The sequence below is a fragment of the Pseudomonas sp. P1.31 genome (assembly GCF_001269815.1).
Classification (GTDB): Bacteria; Pseudomonadota; Gammaproteobacteria; order Pseudomonadales; family Pseudomonadaceae; genus Aquipseudomonas; species Aquipseudomonas rustica.
The window spans coordinates 53,340-75,740 of the sequence record NZ_LHVN01000007.1; the positions used below are offsets into that span (position 1 = coordinate 53,340).

Annotated in this window: 15 protein-coding genes, 1 other RNA gene and 4 pseudogenes; 8 read left to right on the top strand and 12 right to left on the bottom strand. The window is 55.4% G+C overall.

The genetic code is table 11. The features are described from left to right. Positions 1-220: 220 nt before the first annotated feature. Both AD669_RS28965 and AD669_RS28970 read right to left on the bottom strand, forming a co-directional pair. On the bottom strand, positions 221-1,084 hold the full coding sequence (locus AD669_RS28965; protein WP_371262359.1) for a methyl-accepting chemotaxis protein: 864 nt from the start codon (positions 1,082-1,084) through the stop codon (positions 221-223). Beyond that, a pseudogene (locus tag AD669_RS28970) lies at positions 1,079-2,140 on the bottom strand (methyl-accepting chemotaxis protein); the annotation flags it as partial. The gene AD669_RS28965 and the pseudogene AD669_RS28970, both read right to left, overlap by 6 nt. A 254-nt stretch (positions 2,141-2,394) precedes the next feature. Between AD669_RS28970 and AD669_RS03530 the strand changes: the two are divergent. Further along, the gene (locus AD669_RS03530) at positions 2,395-3,066 is read left to right on the top strand and encodes a histidine phosphatase family protein (protein WP_053116997.1); all 672 of its coding nucleotides are present in this window, start codon (positions 2,395-2,397) and stop codon (positions 3,064-3,066) included. Beyond that, the gene (locus AD669_RS03535) at positions 3,063-3,896 is read left to right on the top strand and encodes a phosphatase PAP2 family protein (protein ID WP_053116998.1); all 834 of its coding nucleotides are present in this window, start codon (positions 3,063-3,065) and stop codon (positions 3,894-3,896) included. The genes AD669_RS03530 and AD669_RS03535 overlap by 4 nt, the downstream gene beginning before the upstream one ends. Positions 3,897-4,027: 131 nt before the next feature. Here AD669_RS03535 and AD669_RS03540 read toward each other — a convergent pair whose 3' ends face one another. The 3 genes from AD669_RS03540 to AD669_RS03550 form a co-directional block, all read right to left on the bottom strand. After that, positions 4,028-5,467 carry a glycosyltransferase family 39 protein gene (locus AD669_RS03540; RefSeq protein WP_156316125.1) on the bottom strand — a complete coding sequence of 480 codons (1,440 nt, stop codon included), beginning with the start codon at positions 5,465-5,467 and terminating at the stop codon, positions 4,028-4,030. 69 nt (positions 5,468-5,536) lie between these two features. Further along, complete coding sequence (gene rimJ, locus AD669_RS03545) at positions 5,537-6,124, bottom strand: ribosomal protein S5-alanine N-acetyltransferase (protein ID WP_053117000.1); 588 nt, start codon at positions 6,122-6,124, stop codon at positions 5,537-5,539. 310 nt (positions 6,125-6,434) lie between these two features. Next, positions 6,435-7,841, bottom strand: coding sequence for a DUF2252 domain-containing protein (locus AD669_RS03550; protein WP_053117942.1), 1,407 nt, complete (start codon positions 7,839-7,841; stop codon positions 6,435-6,437). A gap of 138 nt (positions 7,842-7,979) precedes the next feature. Here AD669_RS03550 and AD669_RS03555 point away from each other — a divergent pair, with 138 nt between their 5' ends. Continuing rightward, entirely contained in the window at positions 7,980-8,915 is a 936-nt protein-coding gene (locus AD669_RS03555) for a YeeE/YedE thiosulfate transporter family protein (protein WP_053117001.1), read from the top strand. Positions 8,916-8,975: 60 nt separating this feature from the next. Here AD669_RS03555 and AD669_RS28545 read toward each other — a convergent pair whose 3' ends face one another. Then, complete coding sequence (locus AD669_RS28545; protein ID WP_172680070.1) at positions 8,976-9,143, bottom strand: hypothetical protein; 168 nt, start codon at positions 9,141-9,143, stop codon at positions 8,976-8,978. Between the two features lie 945 nt (positions 9,144-10,088). Then, a pseudogene (locus tag AD669_RS27885) lies at positions 10,089-10,723 on the bottom strand (transposase); the annotation flags it as partial. Between the two features lie 254 nt (positions 10,724-10,977). On the opposite strand from AD669_RS27885, the pseudogene AD669_RS27890 reads away from it, so the two are divergent. The 5 genes and pseudogenes from AD669_RS27890 to AD669_RS03585 form a co-directional block, all read left to right on the top strand. Beyond that, positions 10,978-11,241, top strand: a pseudogene (locus AD669_RS27890) (inovirus-type Gp2 protein); the annotation flags it as partial. A 264-nt stretch (positions 11,242-11,505) separates the two neighbouring features. Further along, positions 11,506-12,417 carry a WYL domain-containing protein gene (locus AD669_RS03565; protein ID WP_053117002.1) on the top strand — a complete coding sequence of 304 codons (912 nt, stop codon included), beginning with the start codon at positions 11,506-11,508 and terminating at the stop codon, positions 12,415-12,417. Then, positions 12,414-15,320: an SNF2-related protein gene (locus AD669_RS03570; RefSeq protein ID WP_053117003.1), complete on the top strand. Its 2,907-nt coding sequence runs from the start codon at positions 12,414-12,416 to the stop codon at positions 15,318-15,320. Before AD669_RS03565 ends, AD669_RS03570 begins: the two co-directional genes overlap by 4 nt. A gap of 34 nt (positions 15,321-15,354) precedes the next feature. Beyond that, positions 15,355-17,334, top strand: a complete 1,980-nt coding sequence (locus AD669_RS27895; RefSeq protein ID WP_172680071.1) for a site-specific DNA-methyltransferase — start codon at positions 15,355-15,357, stop codon at positions 17,332-17,334. A 23-nt stretch (positions 17,335-17,357) separates the two neighbouring features. Continuing rightward, positions 17,358-20,120, top strand: a complete 2,763-nt coding sequence (locus AD669_RS03585; RefSeq protein WP_053117944.1) for a DEAD/DEAH box helicase family protein — start codon at positions 17,358-17,360, stop codon at positions 20,118-20,120. A gap of 301 nt (positions 20,121-20,421) precedes the next feature. On the opposite strand, the gene AD669_RS03590 is transcribed toward AD669_RS03585, so the two are convergent. From AD669_RS03590 to AD669_RS03600, 5 genes and pseudogenes are all read right to left on the bottom strand, one after another. Further along, positions 20,422-20,772, bottom strand: a complete 351-nt coding sequence (locus tag AD669_RS03590) for a hypothetical protein (protein WP_256218806.1) — start codon at positions 20,770-20,772, stop codon at positions 20,422-20,424. A gap of 52 nt (positions 20,773-20,824) precedes the next feature. Continuing rightward, positions 20,825-20,950: pseudogene (locus AD669_RS28700) on the bottom strand (integrase); the annotation flags it as partial. 183 nt (positions 20,951-21,133) lie between these two features. Next, positions 21,134-21,530, bottom strand: a transfer-messenger RNA (tmRNA) gene (gene ssrA, locus AD669_RS27905). Positions 21,531-21,626: 96 nt separating this feature from the next. Further along, entirely contained in the window at positions 21,627-21,902 is a 276-nt protein-coding gene (locus tag AD669_RS03595; RefSeq protein WP_053117006.1) for a hypothetical protein, read from the bottom strand. A 160-nt stretch (positions 21,903-22,062) separates the two neighbouring features. Then, positions 22,063-22,341 (bottom strand): hypothetical protein, encoded by a 279-nt coding sequence (locus tag AD669_RS03600; protein WP_053117007.1) that lies wholly within the window; start codon positions 22,339-22,341, stop codon positions 22,063-22,065. Positions 22,342-22,401: the final 60 nt, after the last annotated feature.

A 22,401-nucleotide genomic window follows, 5' to 3' on the forward strand; every position in this document is an offset into this window, starting at 1 on the left:
TGTCTCCTTCTCTGTGGAGAATCGACACTACGCGGGACGCTTCGACAGCGCTGTCAGCCATTGCAGCCGTTGGACACAGGATATTCACCGCTGCACATCGGAAAGGGATCACGAGGATGTAGGAATTTGAAGGGCGGGGGCGGGACATGCATCGGGCGCAGTAGATGTCGTTGCACGGCTCCAGCGCCGGAGACGTGCAACGGACAGTTTAGCGGTCGAATCAGACCCGGAAGTGGCTGACCATCTGCTGCAGCTGACCACCCAAGCGCGCCAGCTCAACACTCGACGCCGCGGTTTCATCACTCGCCGCTGCGGTTTGTTCCGAGACGTCGCGCACGTTGATGATGCTGCGGCTGATCTCTTCCGCCACCGCGCTCTGCTGTTCAGCCGCCGCAGCAATTTGCTGGTTCATCGACTGAATATTCGACACCGTGCGGGTGATGCTTTCCAGCGACAGGCCAGCCTTGCGGGTCAGCGCGACGCTGCTGTCGGTCAGTGCGCGGCTGTTGTTCATCACCGCCGAAACCTGCTGGGTGCCGTTCTGCAGACCGGCGACCAGGCCTTCGATTTCTTCGGTGGATTTCTGTGTGCGCTGGGCCAGGCCACGCACTTCGTCGGCAACCACGGCAAATCCACGACCGGCTTCACCGGCACGTGCCGCTTCAATCGCAGCGTTGAGCGCGAGCAGGTTGGTCTGTTCGGCGACGGCTTTGATCACGTCCATGACGCTGCCGATCTTGTCGCTTTCCTGTTGCAGCACGCTCATGGCTTCGGTCGAACGCACCACTTCGCTGGCCAGACGTTCGATCTGCGCGATGGCTTCGTTGACCACTTTGTCGCCTTCACGGGCTTCGCCGTCAGCGGCGGCAGCGGCTTGTGAGGCTTCCTCGGCGTTGCGCGCGACTTCCTGCACGGTGGCAGTCATTTCGTGCATTGCGGTGGCGACCTGATCGGTCTCGACTTTCTGGCTGTTCACGCCGGCGCTGGTCTGCTCGGTGACGGCGGACAACTCTTCGGCGGCGCTGGCGATCTGGGTGACGCCGTCGCGGATGCCGCTGATCAAGTCGCGCAGGGTCACGCCCATGCGCGCGATGCCTTGTTGCAGCACACCGAGTTCGTCGCGACGGGTAACGATGACATTGTGGGTCAGGTCGCCGCTGGCGATGCGGTCGACCACGGCCATGGTTTCGCGCAGCGGACGGGTGATCTGACGGGTGATCAACACCGCGGCAATCACGCCAACCAGCAACGCCAGCAGGGTGCTGATCAGTTGCAGAGTACGGGCCTGAGCGCTTTCGGCGTCACGACGATCGAGTTGGATCTGATACAGCTGCTCGCTCTGGGTCACGATGGTCGCGCCCTGATCGGTCATTTCCTTGCGCGCCTGCACGGCTTCGCTGTTGGCGTTTTTAAACGCCTGCAATGCGCTGCGGTAATTGACCAGCGCGGTCTCCAGCTGACGCAGGGCATCTGCCTGAGTGTCAGCGAAATGCACGTTCAATTGCTTGAGGCTGGCGATCGCGACGTCGAGTTGGGCGACGGCTTTCTGCTCGGTGTCGGCGTTGGTGGCGGCCATGTAGCTGCGCACTTCGTAGCGGGTGAGGATGAACGCTTCCTTGGCCGTGGTGATGGCCTGGAACTGTTCGAAACGTTGCTCGCTCATGTCCATTTGCTGCACATGTTTGCTGATCGATTCGATCTGACGGTACGCGGCCTCGGCATTCACGCTCATGGCGTCGCGCGCACTGTTGGCGGTGCGGTAGGCGTTGCGCATTTTGTTCAGCGAGGTCTGGTATTCAGCGATGGTCGCCGCCTGCGCCTTGAGCAACTTGACGTTTTCCGGGCTCTTGAAGCTGCTGATCAACTTCTGCTGTTGCGCGGCGAATGCCTCCAGGGTGGTCTGCACGTTTTGCGCGGCGGTTTCGTCGCCGTTGGTCAGCATGTATTGCAGGCGCACCACGCGCAGTTTGGTCAGGCCGGAGTTGAGCTGGGTGATGTCGCTCATCCAGTTGCTGCGGTCGATCAGGCCGCCGAGGCTGGTCCAACCGGTCAGGGCCAGGACGCAGGTCAGGGCCAGCACCAGGCCGAAGCCCAGGCCCAATTTCATGTTCACGCTGATGTTGCCGAACCAGCTATTCATCAAAAATCCTCCAGAAACGTTGGGTTTCTTGGTCGTCGGTTAGGCTGGAAGATTGTTGTTTTTTTGAGCCAGCAAGGGTGTTAGCAGGTCTGTATCGGCCGCAATGCCGAGAGCTGAAAGGATTTTGTCCTACGGAATTTGTAACAAAGGATCCCAAGACTTTTTTCACATGGGTTTCACTGGCTGCCCACGCCCGCCTCTGTACCTTCGCCGCATCGAATGACAAGTGATGCATGCCGGTGAGGCGGCTTTTTGTGGAATTGAGACTGAATCTGTTCGGCGTCAAACGCTCGATCGATCTGAGCGGTTTGGCGCGTTTTCGCAACACGTGGGTGGTGTTGGCCGCCTCCGTGCTGGTGATTCCGCTGACCTTGTGGTTGCTGGCACCCGCTGCCGTGCCTGACCTGGCCCACGGCAATGTCGCCGGCGCGCAGGCGTTGGCGCAGGGCTGGGCGCAAGGCGACATGATCGTGCTGGTGCGCCACGTCGAACGCTGCGATCACTCCAAAGCGCCGTGCCTGAGCGGCAATGACGGCATCACTCAACGTTCGCGCAGTGTCGCGGATGCGGTAGGTTCGCAGTTTGAACAACTGGGCCTGAGCAACGCCGACCTCTACAACAGCCCGATCGAGCGCACCGTGCAGACCGCCGGTTACATGTTCACCAAGACCTCCACCGCCGCCGACTGGTTGATCAGTTGCAAGGGGCGGATGTTGCAGGAGGCGCTGGCGCACAAAGTGCCGGGGCGCAATCTGATCCTGGTGACCCACAGCGAATGCATGGGGCAACTGGAGAAAGACCTGAACGTACCGGCCTCCGATCCCGGTTACGGCTCTTCGCTGTTTGTCGCCGCTGCCAATCCGGCGGCCCCACAAATGCTCGGCTTCATTGAAGCCTCCGACTGGCGCACGGTGACCACCCGATGAAATCGCGTTTCTACGCTTATAACTTTGGCATCCCGCTGCTCTGTGCAGCGGTGGTGTTTCTGCTGTTCGACATGACCAAAATCGACATCGCTCTCAGCAACCTGTTGTTCGATCCGCTGACCCAGACTTTCCCGCTCGACAAAATCCACCTCTTCGAAAAACTCACGCACAAATGGGCGCGGATCATTCCGAACTGGACAGGGGAAATCGCCGTGATCGGTGCGATGCTCTCGGTCATCTGGCCATTGGTCAATCCGCAGAAACGTCCACGACTGGGTGCCTTTCTGCAGCGCAGCCGAGTCGCGCCGGTGCTGCGATTTACCGCCGATCACCGTAGGGATTTTTTCTTCGTTGTGGTGGCGTTCGCCGTTTGCACCGGAGTGATCCACTTCCTCAAGGCGCACACCAGCGTTTACTGCCCGATCGAGACCACGCTGTACGGCGGCAAAATGGCTCATGTCGAGTGGTACGAGAATTTCCAGTTGTTCCATGAAGCGGGCGAGGGCCGTTGCTGGCCGGGCGGGCACGCGTCGGGTGGCTTCACCATGCTGGCGCTGTACTTTGTTGCGCGACGCTACCAGTGGCGGTTTTCCAAGGCGATTTTGTGGGGCTCGTTGTTGCTCGGTTTTGTCTACGGCACGACACGCGTCCTGCAAGGCTGGCACTACATGTCCCACACGTTTTGGGCAGGGATCTTTGTCTGGTTGGCGTGTTTGCTGACGGCGTTGGCGTTTTATGGACGGGCGCGGTTGGAGATGCCGGTGTTGGAGAAGCATGAGCGGACAGTGTCAGTCGCCACGTCGGCAACAGTTGGAATGCCCATCCAGTGAATAACCTGTGGCGAGGGGATTTATCCCCGATGGGGCGCGAAGCGGCCCCTCTCTTGATTCAAAAGAAAGGGCTGCTGCGCAGCCCATCGGGGATAAATCCCCTCACCACAGGGCTTTGTGTTTAGCCCGATCTAGTCGGTGACAAAGTAATAAGCCTGCCGCCCAACCTTCATGGTCTTCAGCACTTTCAGCGGCGCCGCAGGCTCAGCATCCGCCGAGATCACCGCCACATTCGTCGCTGCTGCCCCCAGAAACGCCCGTAACTGCGCCTCCTTATCCAGTCCCTTCAGCACACTCTGCGTATAAAACACGCTCGCGCCGCCCACCCGTTCATTCGCCTGAAACAACGCCACCTGATGACCACTCGCCTGCAGCGATTGAATGTGTTCCGTCAGCGGCAGGAACGACAGGTGTTTATCCGCATTCGGCAGCGCCCACTGCGCCGCGCCGAGATAACCGGCGATCACCACAGCCAACACGCCGAACGCCAATGCCTGACGTCGTCGAGCGACCCAGCCTACAAATCGATTCGCCGATTCGTACGCTTTCAACCTCTCAAACAACACAAATGCATACTCAGCCGCGATCACCGCAGCCGCCGGCGTCATCGACATCAAGTACACCGTGCGCTTGCTCGACGCCAACGTCAGCATCACAAACTGCGCCACGATCCACAGGCTGAAAAACAGCAGATACCGATTCGCCTTCAACTCTTTACGGAAGTGCCACAGCCCCAGATACACCAGGATATTCCACGGCAAAAACGCTTGCGGCAGCTTGGCGAGGTAGTAATAAAACGGCTCGTAATGCCCGGCCTCAACGAACGACCCGCTGAAACGTCCGACACTGTTAGTCAGCAACACTTCTCTGACCGCTTGCGCACCGCCATGCTGATAAAGCACCACCAGCCAGATCAGCAGCGGAATCAGACCGACCGCCGTGAGCACTCCCGGCCGCAACCAATCCCTGATCTTCAAGCGCCTGTCGATCAGGTTGTCCGTCAGCAGATAAGCAAAAATCACCACGCCCGGCATCGCCAAACCGAGCACACCTTTACTCAACGTCGCGATGGCAATGCCGACGACAAACAGCAGCGAATTGCCCTGCGTTGGCAATCGCTGCGCCTGGAAAAACGCCAACAATGCTGCTGTTACACCGAGCGCCAGCAGCGCGTCTTCACCGACGCCACGTACGTTGCTCCAGTAACTGGCCATGGTTGCCAGCAGAATCCCCGCCGTCCACGCGACCCTTTTCGGCCGCTCGAAGCGACGCAACATGCCGTACAACAACATCACGCTGAGCAGCCCGGCCACCGCCGAGGCCAACCGCACCGCCCACGGCGAAACGCCGAACACGCGCATTGCACCGGCGTCCAGCCACAAACTCAGCGGGGGTTTTTCCAGAAACGCTTCGCCAAACAGACGCGGCGTCACCCAGTCGTTGTCCAGATGCATTTCCATGGCGATGCCGGCGACGCGGGCCTCGGTGGAGCCTTGCAGCTGATGGTTGCCCAGCGCAAAGAAAAACAGCAGGGCGGCAAGCAGAAACAGCGAAGTGACGGCACGCGACATGACGTTCAGGCTACCGAAAGGGGCGGGAACCCCGAGCATACGTCGGCAATGCTGAACAATTCGTGAAGCTTAAGCGAGTGGTCGCGACCAACGTTTGTCCGGTGTTTCGAACCGCGGATTGACCAGCGCCGTCAGCACATGATCCTGCCAGCGTCCGGCAATGTTCAGATACGCCTTGGCGTAACCCTCACGCTCGAAACCCAAGCGCTCCAGCAACCGCGCACTGCGCTCGTTACCGGGAATGTAGTTGGCCATGATCCGGTGCAGGTTCTGCCCCTCGAACATGTACGCGATGCCAGCCTCCAGGGCTTCCTGCATCAAACCCTGGCCCTGATGGGCTTCATCGATGTGATAACCCAGATAACACGCCTGAAACGCCCCGCGAATAACCCCGCTGAAATTGCACGCGCCGATCATCTGCTGGCCGTCCGGCGACAACAGCGCGAAATGCATCGCCAGCCCGGCCTCGAAGGCACTGGCCTGAATCTCGAGACGTCGACGGATTTGTGCAGTGGAGAAATATTCAGTGGTACGAATCGGCGACCACGGCGCGAGATGGCGCAGGTTGCGGCGATAGAACTCACTTTCGAGTTCCGCCTGATCCGGGGCAAGAATCGCCAGCGTCAGGCGTTGGCAGGGTAGGGTCAACAGCGGCATCGGACGTTCCGGTCGGCAGGGTTGTCAGACAGCATTGCCCGACACCGCAGAAAATACAAACCGGTTGATGTTCTGTAGGAGCTGCCGAAGGCTGCGATCTTTCGCTCCTGCGTTTTCAAGATCAAAAGATCGCAGCCTTCGGCAGCGCCTATACGGGAAACTTTCAACGATGAGGAATTTCAGGCAAAAAAAAGCCCGCAGGAGCGCGGGCGAACCGTAGTTTCTTGAATGAGCGAGCGAACTTTACAGGTTCGGTCGGGCAGGGGCAGTGAAGAAAAATTCATCTCGTTGGCGGCCGCTCTAGCCCGGTTCAAGGCAGGTAATCAGCGGTAAAGTCGGCTTCCGAACGTGCGCGCAATCGACCTTTGCGACAGGCCAATTGAAAGCGTTCGAAGTCGCGTTCATTTTGCGCGGTGTAGCTTTGCGCGTACTTCAACAACGCATCGGCGAGCGCATCGCTTTTGCCGATGTAGCCGCTGATTTGCGCAGCTTGTCCGGACGCTTTCGCATGCGCGCGGGCCAGGGCACGACCGCAAACCCGTCCATAGGCGGCGAAGGTTTCAGCGTCGAAGGTTTCCAGTTCGGCGGAGATTTTCATGTCGCGCAGTTGCCGCACATAAAAATGCCGACCGTTGGGCCCCGTCGTCCAGCCGAGAAACAGATCGCTGGCCGCCTGCATTAAACGCTGACACTCGACCACGCGCTGACCTTCGTGGCGCACCCGCGATTTGCCTTTGACGTAATCGGCAAGCACCGAGCGCCGCGCCTCCTTGAATTGCAGAAACAGCGGAAATTCCTGATCGTCGGTCATCAGCGCCACCAGACAACGGGTGCCGACACTGCCGACGCCGACCACTTTGAACGCCATGTCTTGCACATGAAACCGCGACAACAATTCGAGACGATCGGGTTGCAGAGTGCCGCGATAATCGCGCATGAACATCTCGTAAAGCGGACGCCAGTCCGACAGTCGCAGCCAGTCATCCTCGGCATCGAGCAACGTGGAGTTGTTGTGCAGATGGAAAATTTCCGGCAAGTCATCGCGAATAATCAGACGCCCGTGTTTATCGCGCTCGCTGATCTTCGGCAGCAGTCCTGCGTGAGTGCGCTGCTCAGCTTTTTCGATAGCGCGCTGCACGTGTTCAAGCGTGGTTTTGCGCGCCTGCGCGAGCAAGTCGGTGTAACTGATCGACTCGTACCAGTTCTCCAGCGAACTCTGTTCGGCGCACTCCAGCAGCGTCGCTTGATACGCGCCGATCATGTCGCGACACACTGACTCTTCGACCGAATCGCCGTGGCGCAAGTCGCGCGCGGCAATCACCAGACTGGCGGCCAGACGTTTCAAATCCCACTCCCACGGCCCGGGATGCGCCTCGTCAAAATCATTGACGCTGAACAGCAGATTGCGCTCCGGCGTGGCGAAACCACCGAAATTCATCAAATGACAATCACCGCAGATCGGCGAAATCAAACCCATGGTCGCCGTGCTCGACAAGTCATGCGCCTGCAACAACGCATTGCCGCGAAAAAACGTAAACGGCGACACCAGCATGCGCCCGTAACGCAACTCCACCAACGATTCGACACGCCCCTGACTCGACGCCTTGATCAGCGGAATCGGATCACGACTCATCTTGCCCGTCGACGCCTGAGCACTACGCGGGCACTGCTTGCGTGCGTCCTTGCCGGTTTGCATGCGGTCTTTTAAGGAAGTCATCATCACTCGGGTGTCGGCGTTGAAAGGCATGTGCGCTGTGAGTGTAGAAGCGCTTTCGCACTTCATCCGCAAGGTTTGCACCGCGCGCGATCTGCGATAACGTCCAACCGACCTCACGTTCCAAAAACGGAGAGCCTTGTGCTTTCACTGTTGATTTCGCTACTGCTGGCCTTCCTCATCGGCTTCGTGTCCCAACGCATGGGCATGTGCCTGGTCAACGCGGTCGGGCAATTGTTGCGACGCCGGCCGACACTGTTTGTGTCGTTGGTTTCCTGTGGCTTGTTTGGATTGTTGCTGGGGCCGTTGTATGGATTGTCCGGGTTCAGTCAGCCGCTGTTTATTCCTGAGGTGGGCTATTGGTCACTGGTACTTGGCGGCTTGCTGTTCGGTATCGCCTCGGTGCTCAACGACGGATGCAGCGTCGGCACCCTGACCAAACTCGCCAGCGGTCATCTGGCGAAAATGTTTACGGTGATCGGCTGGGTGCTGGGCATCGTGCTTTGGCACCACCTCAACATGCTCACTGAACACAAGATTCAGCAGATGGCGGAAATATCCAGCCATCAGTATTGGCTGACTATCGGCATCGTCTTACTGGTTCTGGTGTTTTTGTCACAGATGCATGGCGATCGGCGTGTGGTGGTTTCGAGCCTGCTGCTCGGCGCTCTGACCAGCGCGCTCTACACCTTCGAACCGCAGTGGACGCCGAGCGTGTTCTTTTATGACTTGTCGCGGATGTTCTGGGCGATGGATGAGGGCGCGTTGACGGTTCAGCGAGTGGCAGTATTTGGCATGTTGCTGTTGGGGATGCTGGTGTACACGTTGAAGCGACGGACGTTTTGTTATCAGCGGTTGCAGTGGTTGCCGGTTGTTCGGCATTTACTGGCCGGGATGCTGATGGGGATTGGCGCGTCGATGATGCTGGGCGGGAATGACTCGCAGATCTTGTTGGTGTTTCCGACGATGACATGGGTGGGGGCGGTGCCGTTAGCGGCGATTGTGTTGGGGGTGTTGGTGGGGGTTGGGGGGCGAGGTTTTTTTCGGAGATTTCCGAAGAGAAATGCTGAGGATTGAGCGAACCCCTGTGCACAAGAAAGCCCGGTCATCTGCCGGGCTTCATGCCAATAATTCGGATCAGATCCGTTTGGCTTCTGCTTCCGCTATCACCTGATTTTGTTGCTTGGTGGCTTCGGCCAACACTTCACTGTAAATACGCTTTTTTTGCTCGGATCCGGCATTGCGGATGAAATCGGCGAAGGCGCTTTTTTGGTCGTTGGGTGAGCCGGACTTGGTTGCGGTCATCAATGAACTCCTGATGTTAAAACCCTAGCTCGGCCATCAAGTCGGCTCGCGAGTGTCGCTCGGGGATATGGTGGTCGATCTTATCGACGCCAGCTTTATAGAGTCGTCCAGAGTTGTCGATATGCTTGAGTAATAGGTCGACGGTTACCTGACCTCCAAACTCTAGCTTAAGAGTGTTTACGGAGCTCCGAACCTTCAAGCTGGGCGAACCGAGCGTCTTCGCTATCCGTGTCAGGCATCAGTCGCTAAGCGCAGAAAATCGTTGTGGGCGAGGGAGTAAAGTAGAGCTGCTTCGAAGCGCGGCTTTTGCACTGACAGCAGCCATTTCAAGCATCTCAGGGGCAGATGAATAGACAGCATCAACCTGGCGGTCACGTGACCTGCTTTTAAGGCTCATCAAGCCCGCAAAGCTAAGGTCTTTTGAATGCTGCTGGCCGCTTATCATGGAGAGAGTACCCATAAGGTTGAAAATAAACTTTGATTTGAGATGAGCACATACAGGTGGCGCATTTACAGGCGAAGAGCTGTCATTGCAGGGTGTTCGCCGACGAAATGCATAATCATCACACTGTCTAGGCGCAGTGCAAATCCCCATTTTTCGCAATTTCATGATGCGTGCGTGCTTGAATTTCAGCCATAAAAAAAGACGTCCGAGGACGTCTTTTTTTTGAGTTGATGGGGCCGGGGTAATCTGAAAATGAAATATAACTTATTGTTTATTAAGAAAAAGATCGGTTTTATTTTTTTTGTCTGGAATGCCATTTGGAATGCCAAACGTTGTATGTCGCTTCAGATCGGACAGTTAATCACTTTGTTCCTTGTCCCAGGCTTTTGGTAAGCGAGCGCTGGATAACCTGAACGTTTTTCTCTTTTGTGGACTGATTTTCACCACGGGTGAAGGGTTGTCGGTTTGAGCGTGAGGGAAATCATCGGTCGGGCTTGAATTTAAGTCCAACGGTGCTGATTGTTCTGGCTGATCATCCTCTGCGTCGGCAGACGGGTCAGAACATCCTTCAGATACGCATATGGATCATGCCCATTCATGCGTGCCGACTGGATCAAACTCATGATCGCTGCTGCCCGTTTTCCGCTGCGTAGCGATCCGGCAAACAACCAGTTCGAGCGCCCCAGTGCCCACGGTCGGATCTGGTTTTCGACTTGGTTGTTGTCGATGGGCACAGCCCCATCCTCCAGGTAACGCGTCAGCGCTACCCAGCGTTTTAGGCTGTAATCCAGGGCTTTGGCCGTTGCCGATCCGTTGGGCACCAAATCTCGCTGGGCCAACATCCAGTCATGTAGCGTTTTGATTATCGGCGCTGCTTTTTCCTGGCGTATTCGCCAGCGATGCCCTTATCGATTACCTGGGCCGGTACCGGTGCCTGGATTAGCGTTTCGCACTGGCGACAGGCCCATTTTCCACGTATGTGCTGCTCGACGGTGAACACGCCGGGTGTGTAATCGAGCTTCTCGCTGACGTCTTCGCCGATGCGTTGAAGTTGGCAGCCGCATGCGCATTGGGTATTTTCTGGCTCGTGACGGATCACGGTGCGTGGGAACTGAGGTGTCCACGTATTTTTAGGTGGACACCATCGTCCTTATGGCTGGGATCGAGAAGATGACTTCGCTGGACGCTTACTTTTCTGAGCGGTTGCGTGACAGAGCTTCTGGCGCGGCACTGGGAGCCGCTAGATGTAGCTAAATCAGACTTTTTCCTTGGCGTCCGAGGTGACATCAGCGCATTTTTTCGTAAGCCAATGAGGGATGTTGAAGATGCGAGCTCGCTCGACGAGACTGAGATCATAGATTTTCTTTGGGAGATGACTATTCAGTTTGCACGGGTGGGTGGCTCAAATCTAAAGTCAGCAACATCAATAACCGCATGAAGGAAGCCTGGGCCAGTGCTCTGGGGCTGTCAGTTGATGAAGTGAGAGGACTGGTGAATATCCCGCCGAACGCTGAATACCGGATCCTGCGAAATGTCCGACCTGGTGATGTCGACGAATTGCCTGCACTGTTCTATAGGGCGAGCTACTTCTGCAAGGCAGCTACGAAGTCCTACGGGGATCGTCAGCGAGGATTCGATACCAGTAGGGGGTAATGCCGCCATCGGTGCGTGATCTTTGGGGGCTCGTTTAATTTATGAGCCCTGCTGGCGGTAACGGCGATTGCTGATTTCCTGTCCGACGATACAGGATGCTGTGTTGCGGCGGGCCTCTTCGGGTTTGCGTGATGACCCTTCTTAGTCCTGAATTTATAGCGATCAAAATGATCATGACTTCATTTGTTAAATGAAACCATGGACGTGCTTAAAGGCATGCCATAAGCTCTGCTAAATTATTTTCATCAAGAGTTGCAAAACCACATGACGCCCATGAACCCGCTTGCAGAGTTCGCTCAGCCACAGCGTGATCGCCTGGCTTTTATCGAGCTGCGCGTGCGCTTCGTTGGGGATGTTCGTCGGCAGGATCTGGTCGAGCGCTTTGCTATTCAGTCTGCTGCAGCCACCCGAGATCTTGCGCTGTATAGGGAGCTAGCACCCGGCAACATCGATTATGACTCCAAGGGTAAGGCATATGTACTTGGCGCAGATTTCTGTGCGCTATTCAATTACCCGGCCGAAAGAGTCATGTCTTGGCTGGCGCAGGCCTTCGGCGATGGCGAACCGCTGCTGTTCAAAACCTGGGTGCCTTGTGAGATTCCCTTCAGGCTGACGAACCCCGATTTGGATGTGCTGGCGAGTGTGACTCGCTCCATTCATAAGGGCTGCCCCCTGGCTATCGAGTACCACTCTATTTCCAGCGGTAAGTCCAAACGCGAGATTGTGCCTTTCGCGTTGATCGATACAGGGCTGCATTGGCATGTACGAGCCTTTGATCGCAGAAACCAAGAGTTTCGTGACTTTGTAATCACGCGAATCAAACGCCCGCGCTTGCTCAAGGAGGAGTCGCCGGCATCCCATGAGCTGAGCGATCAGGATATCCAGTGGACTCGCATTGTTGAGTTGGAGTTGGTGCCGCACCCGGATCAGCCGCACCCGGAAATTACCGAGATGGATTACGGCATGCATGGAGGCGTAGTGCGAATGAAACTGCGTGCTGCAACGGTGGGCTATGTGTTGCGCAAATGGAGCGTGGACTGTACCCCGGATCATAGTCTGCGAGGGCCAGAACACCGTCTTTGGCTGAAGGACTCATTGGCAATATACGGCGTTAAAAATGCTGTGCTAGCGCCAGGATATTCGGAGCCGGAGCGTACGGCCGGAGCAAAGAAATGATTTCTGCCTACCACGCCAAGTACTACGCGCACGAGTTAACAAGACGCCATGCTGCCGATGGCATTGACCGCCTGTCTCAGTCCCTGTTTGACGCAAGTGTTGATCTGAATCCTCATCAGATCGAGGCAGCACTGTTTGCTTTACGTAATCCTTTGCAGCAAGGAGTGTTGCTCGCCGATGAAGTAGGTTTGGGCAAAACCATCGAAGCCGCGCTGGTTGTCTGTCAGCTATGGGCGGAGCGCAGTCGCAGGCTGCTGATTATTGCCCCGGCCAGCCTGCGCAAGCAGTGGGCGCAAGAGCTGTCAGAGAAGTTTGCCGTGCCCTGCACTGTGCTGGATGCCGTGGCACTCAAGAAGCAGTCATCCGGCAGCGCACTTGAGACTTTGCAGCATCTCGCTGGCAAATCAGTCCTGATCATGTCCTACCAGTTTGCTGCTCGTCTTGAGGCTGAACTGCGCGCCATTCCCTGGCATGTAGTGGTTCTCGACGAAGCTCACAAGCTTCGCAATGCACACCGCCAGAGCAACCGAACTGGCCAGGCCTTGCGACGGGCGCTGGAAGGTCGCAAGAAGTTGTTGCTAACGGCTACTCCGATGCAGAACTCGTTGATGGAGTTGTATGGGCTGTCCACCCTTATCGATGAGCATCTCTTCGGCGATGAAAAAGCCTTTCGAAAGCAGTATCTAAATAACTCTGGTGGACTAGAGGAGCTGCGAGGACGGCTTGCTGGTTTCACCCAGCGGACTTTGCGTAAGGATGTGTTGGAGTACATCCAGTACACTGAGCGCAAGGCTATGACTCAGCCATTCAGTCCCACGGATGATGAGCACGCGCTTTACGATCAGGTATCTACCTTTCTGCTGCGCGAGCATTCTTTTGCTTTACCCAAGAGTCAGCGCCACCTCACAGGTCTGATTCTGCGCAAATTGCTCGCATCTAGTACGCCGGCCATTCTCGCTACGTTGATTACCGTCCGGGCTCGACTGGAGCAGATGCTAGTAGACGAGGCCTCGGCAGAGCAGATCAATCTACTGGAGCAGTGGGTAGAAGAGGACGACCTCGAAACCGACTATTTGGAAGAGGACGAACCTGATACCGATGAACTGCTGCCGTCACAGCCGACCGTTCATAATCCGGAGCATAAAAAACAGTTTATCCAGGCAGAAATAGATGAGCTGACGGCCATCATTGATCTCGCACATGGGCTGCGTACTGATACCAAAGCTCAGTCCCTGCTCACTGCTTTGCAACTAGGCTTTGCCAGCATGGCTGAGCTTGGGGCCTCGCGTAAGGCCATCATATTCACCGAATCTAAACGTACTCAGGAGTACCTGCATCAGTTCCTGTCTGCCAGCGGTTATGACGGCAAGTTGGTGCTGTTCAGTGGCACGAACAACCATCCCGACTCCACCCTTGTCTACCAGCAATGGCTGACTGAACATAAAGGCACTGATCGGATAACCGGATCCCCTCAAGTGGACCGCCGCACTGCGCTGATTGATCACTTTCGCAAGATCGATGGCAGCGGTGCGGAAATCATGATCGCCACAGAGGCTGCTGCTGAAGGTGTGAACCTTCAGTTCTGCGCCTTGCTAATTAACTACGATCTCCCTTGGAATCCACAGCGTGTCGAGCAGCGCATAGGTCGCTGCCACCGCTACGGTCAGAAATTCGATGTGGTGGTTATTAACTTCCTCAACACCCGCAATCAGGCAGATCAGCGCGTATTGGAGTTGCTGACTGAAAAATTCAGCCTGTTTTCTGGTGTGTTCGGTGCCAGTGATGAGGTGTTAGGCAGCATCGAAGGTGGCCTGGACTTCGAGAAACGAATACAGAAAATCTACGATACCTGTCGCCAGCCAGATCAGATAGCAGCTGCCTTTAATGCGTTGCAGACAGAGCTAGAAGAAGCGATCAATGATCGCATAAAGGACACCCAGTCCCAGCTGCTGGAGAACTTCGATGAGGATGTTCACGACCGCCTCAAGCTACGACTGGACGAAGCTGAAGCCCGGCTAGACAGAGTAGGGCGCTGGTTCTGGGGTGTGACATGCTATGCCCTGAATGATCGGGCACGCTTTGACCATCAGGCTTATGCTTTTTCGCTGAACAGCCCGCCAGAAGGTAATACCCCGCAAATAGTGCCCGGCCGCTATCAGCTCATCCGTGGTGCCGCTCAGCTCGATATGTTGGCGCACGCCTACCGGCTTAGCCATCCGTTGGGCGAGTGGAGCATTGCCACAAGCCTTGACGCCTCTACTCCAATTGCCCTGCTCAAACTCGACTACGCCCAGCATGGCACGCGCATCTCGGTTATTGAAAAGTTACTCGGCAAGTCCGGTTGGCTCACTCTGGTGCGACTCGAAGTTACAGCCTTTGAGACAACCGAGGCGCTTTTGTTCTCCGGCCAGACGGACGACGGTGAGCTGCTTGATCAGGAAGTCTGCGAAAAACTGCTGACCATTCCTGCGGCTGGTAAGCCCGTCGCTATCAATGATGCAGCACCCAATGCCCTAGCGGCGAACAGTCAGCGTTTGGTGCAGGCCACCATTGCCAGCGTGCTGGAGGCCAACCAGCGACTGTTCAATGAAGAGCGTGACAAGCTGGAGCGTTGGGCAGATGACAAGCTCGTCGCTGCTGAGGAAGCGCTTAAGAACACCAAGGCCAGGATTGCCCAACTAAAGCGTGATGCCCGCAAAGCTGCGACGCTGCAAGAGCAGGAGTCCATCCAGCGTGAGCTATCTGAGCTGGAGCGCAAGCAACGCCGTCTGAGGCAGGAAATCTTCAATACTGAGGACGAGATCATTGCCAAGCGGGACGAGCTGATTGAAACGCTGCAACAGCGGATGCAGGAAAAAACCGAAACCCAAATACTTTTCACCCTGCGCTGGCAGTTGGTGTAAACGAAACAAATCTGAAGATCACAGGATGTTGCTTATGGAAAACAACAATACCGAACTGGGTTACAGCCCCGATGCGTTGGCCGAGCGCCAGGCCGAACTGCTGGCTCTGCTACGCCACACTGCGCCGGAAGTCATCAGCGACAACCAGATCGACATTGAAAAGCTCAAAGAGCTGATCGGCCAAGAGCGCATTGCTCCGGCTGAACACTACGAGCTTTCATGGGCAGGCAAGGCCGCCGCCCGGCGCGAAATCCAGAAATCCACCAGCCACACCCTGCTGCCCGCCGCCAGCAACCCGCCCCATGCTCCGCACATGCTGATCGAAGGCGAAAACCTCGAAGTGCTGCGCGCGCTGCAAAAATCCTACCACGGCAAGGTCAAGATCATTTACATCGACCCGCCGTACAACACTGGCAATGATAGCTTTGTGTATCCCGACGATTATTCCGAGACGCTGGACGAATATCAAAAGCGTTCGGGCGAAAAGAGCGAAGCGGGTTATCTGAATAAGCAAAGTCTTTGGAAAAAGAACAGCAAAGAAAGTGGTCAATACCACAGTGCGTGGTTGTCGATGATGTATCCGCGCTTGTATTTGGCTCGGAATTTGTTGCGCGACGATGGAGTTATTTTCATTAGTATCGATGAAAATGAAATTGCGAATTTGAGGTTGTTGTGCGATGAAGTTTTCGGTGGGGAAAATCTGCTGTGTCAATTTGCATGGCGAACTGATGGAAACTTTGACAATCAAGCAAAATTTAAGCGTTGCCATGAATATGTTCTGGCTTATGCAAAAAATGAATACCTCTTCCCTCATCCATTAGCTGTTGATCCGAGCACGCCAAGTGATAGCAAAATATTCCGAGCAGAAATCAGAAATACCATCGTAAAGAATGGGCCAAAAAATCCAACTAGTGAAGTGATTCTCCCGGCAGGTTTTCCTGCAGCTTTCGAGGCGGGAACGATTGGGGTTCGTCAAGACTCATGGCCACATGTTCTCGATGAAATAAAAGTGGTAGGAGGTCGGCTAACGCAACCTGCAACAGTATTTAGTGGGTGGAGTTCGAAAGATTTGCTTGAGGCTTTCATTGCCAATGGGTGTCGTGAGATCGAAGACGCAAAAGGACAAGCTACAACATTTGAAATTGCAGCATCCGGTGCAATTGAGGCGGTAAAGGTTCGTGGCGAGCCTAGCCATGTCATTTCAGTTCTAACAGGGTTTGGTGGACCACAAAAAGCAACAGCAAATCTTATGGCATTAGATGTTCCATTTACCGACTATCCCAAACCCATTGCACTAGTTAAGTATTTAGGAAAAATGATCCGTGGCAATGATTTCATCGCACTGGATTTTTTCGCTGGCAGTGGCACAACTGCACAGGCTGTAATGGAGTTGAACCGAGAAGACGGCGGCACTCGTCAAAGCATCAGTGTTCAAATACCTGAGATGCTCGATAAAGAAAGTGAGGCATACAAAGCCGGCTATCGCACGATTGCCGACATTACCCGTGTTCGCATCGACAAGGTGATTGCCAAGCTCAAGGCCGAACATCCTGACAAAACCGCTGATCTGGCTTGTGCCCATTTCACCTTAGCACCCTCCAATTTCAAAGTCTGGCGCGGTGATGTGGCTGATGAGGCCGCGCTGCGCGAAACGCTCAATCTGTTCCAGCGTGCGGAGAAAGATGGGCATTCACCTGAAGCGGCAGAGGCCCAGACGGCGATGCTCGCAGAGCTGTTGCTGAAGCATGGTTTGGGCGCGCTGTGCGTGCATGCGATCAGCAAACCGGTGCAGCTTGCTGGGGTGACGGTGCATCGCGTGCTGATGCCCGATGACAAGCAGCTCTGGCTGTGTTTTGAGTCTTACTCCTCGGCCTTGAAGGAGGAAATATCCAAGGCTCGGCCGGCGCAGGTGGTGTTGCTGAACTCCTGCTTTGTAGGCGACAAAGCTGATGAGTTGCTATCCAACCTGCAGCTGGAATTGGCAGGGCTGGATATTGCCCTGACCGTGATCTGAGGGGCCGTGCCATGACGCAAACCATGAAGTTACAGTTCTCGCATCAGGCCTACCAGACCCGTGCGGTTGAGGCAGTCGTGCAGGTGTTTGATGGTCAGCCTTTGGCCAAGTCGGATTTCTCGCTGGCCGGGCAAGCCGCCAGTGTGGAATATGCTAACGACGGCAGCATTGGCAACGCGCTCAAGCTTTCGGACGAAGCCTTGCTGGCCAATGTGCAGAAGGTGCAGCAAGCCAATGGCGTGGCGGTGTCGAGCGAGCTGGTGAAGTCCGTGTCCGACAATGGCAAAGAAGAGTTTTGCCCACTTAACCTTACGCTGGAGATGGAAACCGGCACCGGCAAGACCTACACCTTCATCAAGACCATGTACGAGCTGAACAAGATGTATGGGTTCAGGAAGTTTGTGGTGGTGGTGCCCAGCGTGGCGATTCGCGAAGGCACGATGAAAAACCTGCAGATCACCCGAGAGCACTTCGCGCTGGATTACGCCAATGTGCCCTGCGTGCCGATGCTGTTCGACAGCAACAAGCTTAGCGACTTGCGCCACTTTGCGCAGAGCGATGCGCTCAGCGTGCTGGTGATCAATATCGACAGCTTCACCAAAGACAGCAACAAGATCAACCAGAAGGGCGAGCGGGCGTTTGCACCGATTGAATACATCAAGGCGGTGAATCCCATCGTGATCGTGGATGAGCCGCAGAACTTTGAAACTGACATCCGCCGCCGTGCCCTGATGGAGCTGAATCCACTATGCACGCTGCGCTACTCCGCCACCCACAAAAACCCTTACAACCTGCTGTATTCATTGAACCCGGTGCAGGCCTACGATTTGGGGCTGGTCAAGCAGATTGAAGTGGACGGCGTGCTGGCCGACGAGAGCCACAATCAGGCCTTCATTGAGCTAATCAGCATCGACGCGAAGGCGAGGGGCATTACCGTCAAGGTCAGCATCGACGTCAACGAAAAGACAGGCGTGAGGCGCAAGGCGCTCACCCTGAAGCTGGGCGAGGATTTGCACGCCAAATCCAATGAGCGCGATGTGTATGCCGATGGCTACATCCTCAACGAAATCCGCGCAGAGGATGAGGAGATCGAGTTTTCTGGCGGGCGGGTGCTGAGCCTGCACGCGCAGCAAGGCGGCCTGGAAGAAGATGTAATGCGCTTCCAGATCGAGCGCACCGTGGCCGCCCACTTCGCCAAGCTGAAAAACCTGAAGGACATTGGCGTCAAAGTGCTGAGCCTGTTCTTTATCGACAAGGTGGCCAACTATCGTGCTTTTGATGCAGACGGTAATCCCGTGCCCGGCAAGTTTGCCGAGTATTTTGAAGCCGCCTTCAACACGTACGCCAGCAAGTCGCAATACAAGGGCTTGATCCCCCATGCCGCCAGTGCTGTGCACAACGGCTATTTTTCTGGCGACAAAAAGGGAAAAGGCACGGCCGCCAAGACCATCTGGGTGGATACCAAAGGCAATGTGGCGAAGGACGATGACACTTACGCCCTGATCATGAAAGAAAAAGAACGCTTGCTGAGTATGGATGAGCCCTTGCAATTCATCTTCAGTCACTCAGCTCTGCGCGAAGGTTGGGACAACCCGAATGTGTTCCAGATTTGCACGCTGAACGAAAGCCACAGTGCTCTGAAAAAGCGGCAAGAAATCGGTCGGGGTCTGCGCTTGTGTGTGAACCAGAAAGGTGAACGGGTACAGGACAAGCGCGTTAATGTGCTGACCGTGATTCCGAACGAAAGCTACGAAGCCTTTGCCAAAGCACTGCAGACCGAGATCGAGGAAGAAACCGGTGTGAGCTTTGACAACCGCGTGAAGAACGCACGTGCCAAGGCGCGGGTAAAACGCAAAAAACTCAGCGCAGAAGAGGAGGAGCTATTCAAGGCGATCTGGCAAGAAATCAGCTATCAGACGCGCTACACCGTCAAACTCGATACCCCTGAGTTGGTCAAGCAGTGCGTTGAGGCGCTGGCGGATGTGAATCAGTACCCGAAAGTGCAAGCGCCGAAAATTCGTGCGCTGAAAGCCAAGATCGTCATGCGCAAGGATGGTGTGCACGGTGTGGAAACCGGCGTGGGCAGCTCCGATGCGCAAATGGAACAGATCGTTGTGCCGGACGTGTATGCCTACATCCAGAACCGGGTGCATTTGTCCCGCTCATCCATATTCGCGATTCTGGATGGGTCGGGCAGGCTTGGCGAGTTGTTGATCAACCCACAGGTGTTTCTCGATACCGCCATTGCGGCGATCAAGAATTGCCTGCAAGCGCTGCTGGTGAAAGGAATCGAGTACCACCAGATCAATGGGCGGCGCTATGAAATGGCGCTGTTCGACGAAGAGCTAGAAACCTATCTGAGCAGCGTGTACCCGCCTGCAAATGACGAGCTGACGACGCCGATCCGCAAGACGCTGCTTGAGGCCCAGCCGGTTGATGAAGACAAGAACCCCTTGGGCGACGCCTTTACTTGCGTGCTGAGTGAAAGCGATCCGGAAAGCCAGTTCGCACACGATTGCAGTATCGACGAGCGGGTGAAGTTTTTCTTCAAGCTGCCCGGTGAGTTCAAGATCGCAACCCCGCTGGGAAGCTATAACCCGGATTGGGCGGTAGTGTTCGAAAACGATGCCCGTGTTTATTTTGTCGCGGAAACCAAGTCGAGCACGGTTACGGGGGAGCGAAGAAGCAAGGAGAACCTGAAGATCGAATGTGGCCGTGAGCACTTCAAGTTGGTGCCGGATGTTGTTTTCAAGGACGTCAAGACGCTGGAACAGCTTGTTGTCTAGTGAGTGAGCACGTACAGAAAAACATGGCCATTTTCAAAAATGCTGAAGTCAAGTTCAGCATCCCGCCCGCCTCGATTCAGTGTCATGCTCATAAGGCGAAGCTAGTGATACAGGATCTGTAGTCGGATGTTGAGGTGTTCTGGTCGACGGCGCGATCAGAACACCATGCCATTTCACCGATAACTAAAAAAAGAGGGAAATCGTTATGCTCCCTCTATTAGTAATGTGGCTACCGAAGGAATGGGTGGGATAGTAGCGGAGCTTCGCTGACGTTGATTGGTCCCCCCCGGCACAAAGTTTGTTATTGCAACAGATAGCCCATCGGCTGGTCATCTTTGTCGAAGCAGAGGATGGTTTCACAGTGGCCACCTAACTGGTCGACATTAGATTCACTGATCGCTGGAAGGTATTTGCCCAACTCGGCAATCGGTACCTTCTTGCTGTTGATGTAGCAGTCGTCGTCCATCCGTGGGTTACACCAGGCGGTTTTGACTTCTGGCCACTCGGATTGGGGATTAGCAGAAGTCTTCACTGCCGCTGATACAGCTCCGCCCTTCTCCTGATTCCATGCTGCCCAACCACTGATGTAACGCTTATCGAATGTCGAGATCAGCTCATTGTCCGGGACACCTGCATGCAGGTAGAACTTCATCAGTAGACTGCCAGCTTCGACGTACGACACTTGGCGAGTGACGTCGGTACCGTAGCTTAGAGCCATTGCTTCTCACCCGCATTTGAAGTCCGCCACCGTCAAACAGGACGTAATCCTTTTCAGAAGGCTTGGCAGATTTGATTTTGAGCTCAGAGAGGCGAGTAGCTTGTGCGCACATTGGCATTCCAGAATGGTGTTGGCATTCCAAAAATTAGCACTGTTGGGCTTGGAATGCCATTTGGAATGCCACAAAGCGTGGCTGCTGTTGGACGTCTGTGGACGTTGATGGCGCTGAAAGCCCCGTATTTACTGGGCTTCAGACACAAAAAAAGACGTCCGTGGACGTCTTTAGATGATGAAGTGGTGGAGCCGGGGGGATTTGAACCCCCGTCCGCCAGTACTCCGCTGTCGGTACTACATGCGTAGCCGTTTCTATTAAGTTAACCCTCAGCGACCCGAAGGGCAGGGTGCTTTGGGCGAGTTGTGTAAGTTTTAGCCGCTTCGTCCACAACGTACTGCACGGCGATTCTGTTCTATATGACAATCACTTTGGGTTTACAGACATCCCCTGGTGATTGCTGGACCCGAAGGTACCAGAAGCTCAGGGCTAAGGCTGCTTACGCAGCGAGAGCGAATTCCTGGCCGTAGTTTTCGTCATTGGCAACTATAAGTAGTTGCAACAGTGGATTTACGACTTCTGTTACCAAGTCGGCATGCACCTAAAGTTTCGCAACCGGCGTCGAATCCTAAACGGCCCCGAACTCATTGCTCAGTACATCTGTTTGAGCAACAAGCCTGTGCAGTGTACGTCAATCGGCCGGGAAGGCCAACCCGAAGGTTGGCTTCCGGGTGTGTCAGTTACGCGTTGGATTGCGGATCTGCATTTTCGTGATCATGCCGTTGGTGATTTCAACGCATTTGCCATCGTCCCCGGCAGCCTGCGCCTTCATGGCGTCTTCCTGGGCGGTCTTGACGTTGTTCAGCGAGGTTTCCGGAATGGAAGGCTGGCTGGTGACAAAGTCTTTAATAACTTGAAGATTCCCGGCACACAGGTCTTTATCCGCCGCAAACACCGGCGACGCCAGAAGTGCACCAGCGATGAACAATCCAGCAATTGCAGAATGCTTCATGGGTATCTCCTTGAACGGTAGGTCTCGGTGCTGCCGGACGGTCTGGCGGCGATGCCGAGGTCATAACAGGCTACGTTAGCGTAGGGCCTGTTCAATCGACCGCCGCGCTACGCAGGAATTCGGTTTTTTTTACATCTGGTATCAAAACGCCTGCTCACGATCACTTCTTGGTGTCCCCCGAGGTTTTCTGGATTTCCAGAATTGTTTGCTGGGTTTCCGCGACGCAGTCGTCAATCTTGCCTTGGGCCTTGAGGGCCTGGGCTTTCGCCACACTGGCGGAGACGCGCGCGTTCAGCTCCGATGAAGTCTGATATTCCGATTTCGCGTTATTGATGGTTTGCAGATTGGCTTCGCACAGGCTGTCTGGCCCGGCGGCAAACGAAGTCGACGCCATCACCGAGGCAGTTACGAACAGACCGAGCAGTACAGAACGTTTCATGTGTATCTCCTTGCGCTGAGGGATCCAGACTTCGCTGACCCGGAGTGCCGGTCACCGAAA